4 protein-coding genes and 1 pseudogene are annotated in these 6,088 nt (G+C 54.7%); 2 read left to right on the forward strand and 3 right to left on the reverse strand.

All coding sequences use genetic code 11. The features are described 5' to 3' along the window. Nucleotides 1–168: 168 nt before the first annotated feature. Nucleotides 169–852 (forward strand): opacity family porin, encoded by a 684-nt coding sequence (locus DFR77_RS12085; protein WP_113852146.1) that lies wholly within the window; start codon nt 169–171, stop codon nt 850–852. Here the strand turns inward: DFR77_RS12085 and DFR77_RS13520 are convergent. The 3 genes from DFR77_RS13520 to ribF all read right to left on the reverse strand — a co-directional run bounded on the left by DFR77_RS13520 (nt 826) and on the right by ribF (nt 5,377). Beyond that, nucleotides 826–984, reverse strand: coding sequence for a hypothetical protein (locus DFR77_RS13520; protein WP_170123234.1), 159 nt, complete (start codon nt 982–984; stop codon nt 826–828). The genes DFR77_RS12085 and DFR77_RS13520 overlap by 27 nt on opposite strands. 541 nt (nt 985–1,525) lie before the next feature. Next, nucleotides 1,526–4,315: an isoleucine--tRNA ligase gene (ileS, locus tag DFR77_RS12095; RefSeq protein ID WP_113852147.1), complete on the reverse strand. Its 2,790-nt coding sequence runs from the start codon at nt 4,313–4,315 to the stop codon at nt 1,526–1,528. Between the two features lie 141 nt (nt 4,316–4,456). After that, complete coding sequence (ribF, locus tag DFR77_RS12100) at nt 4,457–5,377, reverse strand: bifunctional riboflavin kinase/FAD synthetase (RefSeq protein ID WP_113852148.1); 921 nt, start codon at nt 5,375–5,377, stop codon at nt 4,457–4,459. A gap of 407 nt (nt 5,378–5,784) precedes the next feature. On the opposite strand from ribF, the pseudogene DFR77_RS14275 reads away from it, so the two are divergent. After that, nucleotides 5,785–6,088 (forward strand): annotated as a pseudogene (locus DFR77_RS14275) (opacity family porin); the annotation flags it as partial.

Below are 6,088 nucleotides of genomic sequence, written 5' to 3' on the forward strand. Positions count from 1 at the left end.
TTTTTAACCGGTTAAACCGAATAAGGAGCCGAAAATGAATCCAGCCCGCAAAAAACCTTCTCTTCTCTTCTCTTCTCTTCTCTTCTCTTCTCTTCTCTTCTCTTCTCTTCTCTTCTCTTCCCTTCCGCAGCGCAGGCGGCAAGTGAAGGCAATGGGCGCGGCCCGTATGTGCAGGCGGATTTAGCCTACGCCGCCGAACGCATTACCCACGATTATCCGGAACCAACCGATACAAACAAAAACAAAATAAGCACGGTAAGCGATTATTTCAGAAACATCCGTACGCATTCCATCCACCCCCGGGTGTCGGTCGGCTACGATTTCGGCAGCTGGAGGATAGCGGCAGATTATGCCCGTTACAGAAAGTGGAACGACAATAAATATTCCGTCAACACAAAAGAGTTGGAAAAAAACCGGGGCAACAGGAAAGACCTGAAGACGGAAAATCAGGAAAACGGTACGTTCCACGCCGCCTCCTCGCTCGGCTTGTCCGCCGTTTACGATTTCAAACTCAACGACAAATTCAAACCCTATATCGGCGCACGCGTCGCCTACGGACACGTCAGACATCAGGTTCATTCAATGGAAAAAGAAACCACGACTGTTTTCACTGTACCAACGGGAGGCGCTCCAAAGGGAGGTGTTATCCCAGAAACTACGATCAGCAAACTTCCCCATCACGAAAGCCGCAGCATCAGCAGCTTGGGCTTCGGCGCAGTGGCAGGCGTAGGCATCGACATCACGCCCAAGCTGACCCTGGACGCCGGCTACCGCTACCACAACTGGGGACGCCTGGAAAACACCCGCTTCAAAACCCACGAAGCCTCATTGGGCGTGCGCTACCGCTTCTGATTCCCCGATACCGATGCCGTCTGAACCTTCAGACGGCATTTTTAATCGCCCGCCGTTTACAGGCGCGGGGCGGGCGCAGTAAAATACCCGAACCGTCATCCCCGACAACACCGTAATCTCGAAACCCGCCATTCCCGCGCAGGCGGGAATCCGGACCCCCGACGCGGCGGGAATCTATCGGAAATGACTGAAACCCCGCGTCCTAGATTCCCACTTCCGTGGGAATGACGGTTCGGTTGCTACGGCCCGCTGATTCCCCGACACCGATGCCGTCTGAACCTTCAGACGGCATTTTTGATGCGCTCGCCGTTTACAGGCGCGGGGCGGGCGCAGTAAAATACCCGAACCGTCATCCCCGACAACACCGTAATCTCGAAACCCGTCATTCCCGCGCAGGCGGGAATCTAGATCTGTCAGTGCAGGAACTTATCGGGCAAAACGGTTTCTTGAGATTTTGAGTCCTGGATTCCCACTTTCGCGGGAATGACAATTCATAAGTTTCCCGAAATTCCAACATAACCGAAACCTGACAGTAACCGTAGCAACTGAACCGTCATTCCCGACAACACCGCAATCTCGAAACCCCTCCGCCATTATGAAGACAAATCGCGGCACAAAAAATGCCGTCTGAAATACTGTTTGGCGGTTTCAGACGGCATTTGCTCAAACTTTATCAGGCGTAATGGCGCGTTTCGCCTTCTCCGCCGACATTCTCCGCACAGCGTTTGCAGACGGTTTCATAACCTGCAACCGCGCCCACATCGCGGGTGTAGTGCCAGCAGCGTTCGCATTTTTCGCCGTCGCCGGCTTTGGCGGCAACGGCAAGTTCATCACCGACTTTCACTTCTGCTTTAGACACCAGCAGGGCAAAGCGCAATTCTTCGCCCAAAGCATTCAGATAGCCGGCCATTTCTTCCGGCGCGGTGATTTCGGCTTCCGCCTGCAAGGACGAACCGACGGTTTTGTCGGCGCGCAAAGGCTCGATGGCGGCGGTTACTGCTTCGCGCGCTTCGCGGATTGCCGTCCATTTTTTCACCAGTTCGGCTTCGGCTTTTTCGTTGATGGCCGGGAACTCGTGCCAAGTATGGAAGAGGACGCTGTCTTCTTCGCCGCCGCCGATGATGTCCCACGCTTCTTCGCCGGTGAAGCACAAAATCGGTGCAATCAAGAGAACCAGGCTGCGCGTGATGTGGTACAGGGCGGTTTGCGCGCTGCGGCGGGCGCGGCTGTCGGCTTTGGTGGTGTAGAGGCGGTCTTTCAGGATGTCGAGGTAGAACGCGCCCAAGTCTTCCGAGCAGAAAGAAACAATGTCTTTCACGGCGAAGTGGAAGGCATAGCGCGGATAGTAACCGCCTGCCAAACGCTCTTGCAGCCGCCGCGCCAATACCAGGGCGTAGCGGTCGATTTCCACCATATCCGCCTGTTGCACGGCATCTTCAATCGGGTTGAAATCGCTCAAGTTGGCAAACAGGAAGCTCAAGGTATTGCGGATGCGGCGGTAGCTTTCGGTAACGCGTTTGAGGATTTCTTTGGAAATCGCCAATTCGCCGCTGTAATCGGTGGATGCCGCCCACAGGCGCAGGATGTCCGCGCCGAATTCGTTATAGACTTCTTGCGGCGCGACGACGTTGCCGATGGATTTCGACATTTTGCGGCCGTTTTGGTCAACCACGAAACCGTGGGTCAGCAGCTGTTTATACGGTGCGCGTCCCATGGATGAGGCGCAACCGGTCAGCATAGAGGATTGGAACCAGCCGCGGTGTTGGTCGCTGCCTTCGAGGTACAAGTCAGCCGGCCATTCCAATTCTTCGCGTTGTTTTACAACGGAATAATGCGTCGAGCCTGAGTCGAACCATACGTCCATGGTATCGGGGAGTTTGTCGTAATGTTCGCAATCTTCCGCGCTTAATAATTCGCTTTTATCGAGGGAGAACCAAGCCTCGATGCCTTTTTCTTCGATGCGTTGCGCGACTTTTTCCAAAAGTTCGGCAGAGTTCGGATGCAGCTCGCCCGTTTCTTTGTGAACAAAGAAAGTCATCGGCGTGCCCCAATAGCGTTGGCGTGAAACCACCCAGTCAGGACGGCCTTCAATCATGGATTCCAAACGCGCACGACCCCATGGCGGGAAGAATTCGGTGTCGTCCACGGCTTTGATGGCTTTGTCGCGCAGGGTTTTACCGTCGCTGCCGGCTTTGTCCATGCCGACAAACCACTGACCTGTCGCTCGGTAAATCAGCGGGGTTTTGTGGCGCCAGCAGTGGGCGTAGCTGTGTTCGATTTTGCTGCTTGCCAAGAGGTTGCCGGTTTCTTCCGGCCATTGCAGGATGACGGGATTCGCCTCCCAAACGCTCATGCCTGCGACACGAGGCGTTTCGCTTATGTATTTGCCTTCGGCGTTGACAGGGTTGTAAAGCTCGATGCCGTATTTATTGCAGACGGCGTAGTCTTCCAAACCGTGCGCAGGCGCAGTATGCACCAAGCCGGTACCGGCATCGGTGGTAACGTGTTCGCCGTTGAGCATGGGAATATCGCGTTCGAGGAACGGATGATTCATGTGCAGGTTTTCCAGCTTGTCGCCGGTGGTTTCGGCAAGGATGGCGATGCCGTCTGAAAAGCCGTAGCGTTTCAAAGCGCCTTCCGCCAAATCTTTCGCCAGCACCAATTTGCCTTTGGGCGTATCGATTAATTGATACACCACGTCCGCGCCGGCAGACACGGCCTGGCTCGCAGGCAGAGTCCAAGGCGTGGTCGTCCAAATGACGGCAAACGCTTTGCCTTCGATACCTGCCAAGCCGAATGCGGCGGCAAGCGCGGCAGTGTCTTTAAACGGATAGGCAACGTCAATCGCAGGCGATACTTTGTCTTTGTATTCCACTTCCGCTTCCGCCAGCGAAGATCCGCAATCCAAGCAAAACTGAACCGGTTTCGCGCCCCGGTAGAGATAGCCGGATTTGTAGATTTCGCCGAGCATACGCACGGTATCGGCTTCGGTTTTGAAATCCATGGTCAAGTAAGGATTGTCCCAATCGCCCAACACGCCCAAGCGGATAAAGTCTTTTTTCTGACGGGCAATCTGTTCGGCGGCATATTCGCGGCACAATTCGCGGAAACGGGCTTTAGGCATATCTTTGCCGTGCAGTTTTTCCACCATCACTTCGATGGGCAGGCCGTGGCAGTCCCAACCCGGTACATAAGGCGCGTCAAAACCGGCTTGGGTTTTGCTGCGGATAATGATGTCTTTAAGGATTTTATTGACGGCATGACCGATATGGATGTCGCCGTTGGCATACGGCGGGCCGTCGTGCAGGATGAATTTCGGACGGTCTTTGGCGATTTCGCGCAGTTTTTGGTAACGTTTTTGCTCGTACCAGCTTTTCAGCCACGCAGGCTCGCGCTTGGCAAGATTGCCGCGCATCGGAAACGGGCTTTCGAGCAGGTTGACGGTTTTACTGTAATCGGTCATTTTTTAATCTCTATTGTTACAATATTTCGGTTTCAGACGGCATTGCGCCTCAAACAGTATTTCACAACGGGAAACCCCTGTGCCGTCTGAACAGTTAAAAGGCTGATTGTAGCCCAATCGGATGGTTTGTATAAGGTTTTTCTACCAACACTTTGCGGCTTCCATATCGGCTTCAATCCGCCTTTTCAGTTCTTCCATACCGTCAAACTTTTCCTCGTCGCGCAGTTTGTGCAGGAAGCGGACGTTCAACCGTTGTCCGTACAAATCGCCTTGAAAGTCGAACAGGTGGACTTCAAGCTTTTGAGAACAGCCGCCATCAACGGTGGGATTGAAGCCGAAGCTCGCCACGCCGCGCCGCGTGCCGAATGCGCCGTCCGCCTCGACGACGAACACGCCGCCGAGTGCATAACGGTGGCCGGGCAGGCGGATATTGGCGGTCGGGGCGTTTAAGGTGCGTCCGAGTTTTCTGCCGTGCACCACCCTGCCCCCCAAAACATAGTCGTGTCCCAAAAGTTTTTTCGCATAGGCAAGGTTGCCGTCTGAAAGGGCTTGGCGGACGGCTGTGCTGCTGGTGCGGATGTCTTCGACGATGACGGAAGGCGTGCGCTCGGTTTGCATATCGGGCTGTTGTGCCAAAAGTTCAAAACAGCCTTCCCGCCCCGCCCCGAAACGGAAATCGTCGCCGACGAGCAAATAGCGCGTATTCAAAGTTTGACGCAGCAGGCGGTCGATAAATGCTTGCGCGGATATTTCGGAAAAATGCCGGTCGAAACGCAAAACCCAGGCGGCATCGACGCAACCGGTTTTTTCGAGCAGCCCGAGTTTGGTACGCAGGGGGCTGATACGGCACGGCGGGGTTTTGCCGGTACGGAGTGCGAAAAATTCTTTGGGTTGGGGTTCGAAAACGACGGCCACGACGGGTAATCCGCGTGCGTCGGCTTCGAGGCGGAGTTTTTGGAGGATGTGTTTGTGTCCGAGGTGCACGCCGTCGAAATTGCCTATGGTTACGGCGGCCCCGTGCGGAAAGTCGGGCGCGTTGTGCCGCCCCGGCCTGATTTTCATTGTATTTCCTTTTCGGTTGAAACCCCGCCACTCGGACATCCGTCCTTCGGGGCGGCAGGATCAGACTTTATTCGGGAGGGGTGCAACCCCTTCCAAATCAGGACGACACATAGGGCGGTGCTTGATGTGCCGTCCCGTGTGTTGAAACATTGTTGCGTTCGGGTATGTGGTGAAACAGGCGGTCATTGTAAACGGTATTGCGGTTTATAGACAGTGTGCCGCCCGTTCCGCCCGCCCGACGCGGGAAAAGCAGGCAAATTTCCCGCCGCCGAACGCGCCAAACGCATAAAACGCGCAGCAGGCGCGGTGCTATGTATTGAAACACCGCCCGGAACCCGATATAATCCGCCCTTCAACATCAGTGAAAATCTTTTTTTAACCGGTCAAACCGATATAAGGAGCCGAAAATGAATCCAGCCCGCAAAAAACCTTCTCTTCTCTTCTCTTCTCTTCTCTTCTCTTCTCTTCTCTTCTCTTCTCTTCTCTTCTCTTCTCTTCCGCAGCGCAGGCGGCAAGTGAAGGCAATGGCCGCGGCCCGTATGTGCAGGCGGATTTAGCCTACGCCGCCGAACGCATTACCCACGATTATCCGAAACCAACCGGTACAGGCAAAAACAAAATAAGCACGGTAAGCGATTATTTCAGAAACATCCGTACGCATTCCATCCACCCCAGGGTGTCGGTCGGCTACGACTTCGGCGGCTGGAGGAT

The sequence above is a fragment of the Neisseria gonorrhoeae genome (assembly GCF_003315235.1).
GTDB classification, from domain to species: Bacteria; Pseudomonadota; Gammaproteobacteria; order Burkholderiales; family Neisseriaceae; genus Neisseria; species Neisseria gonorrhoeae.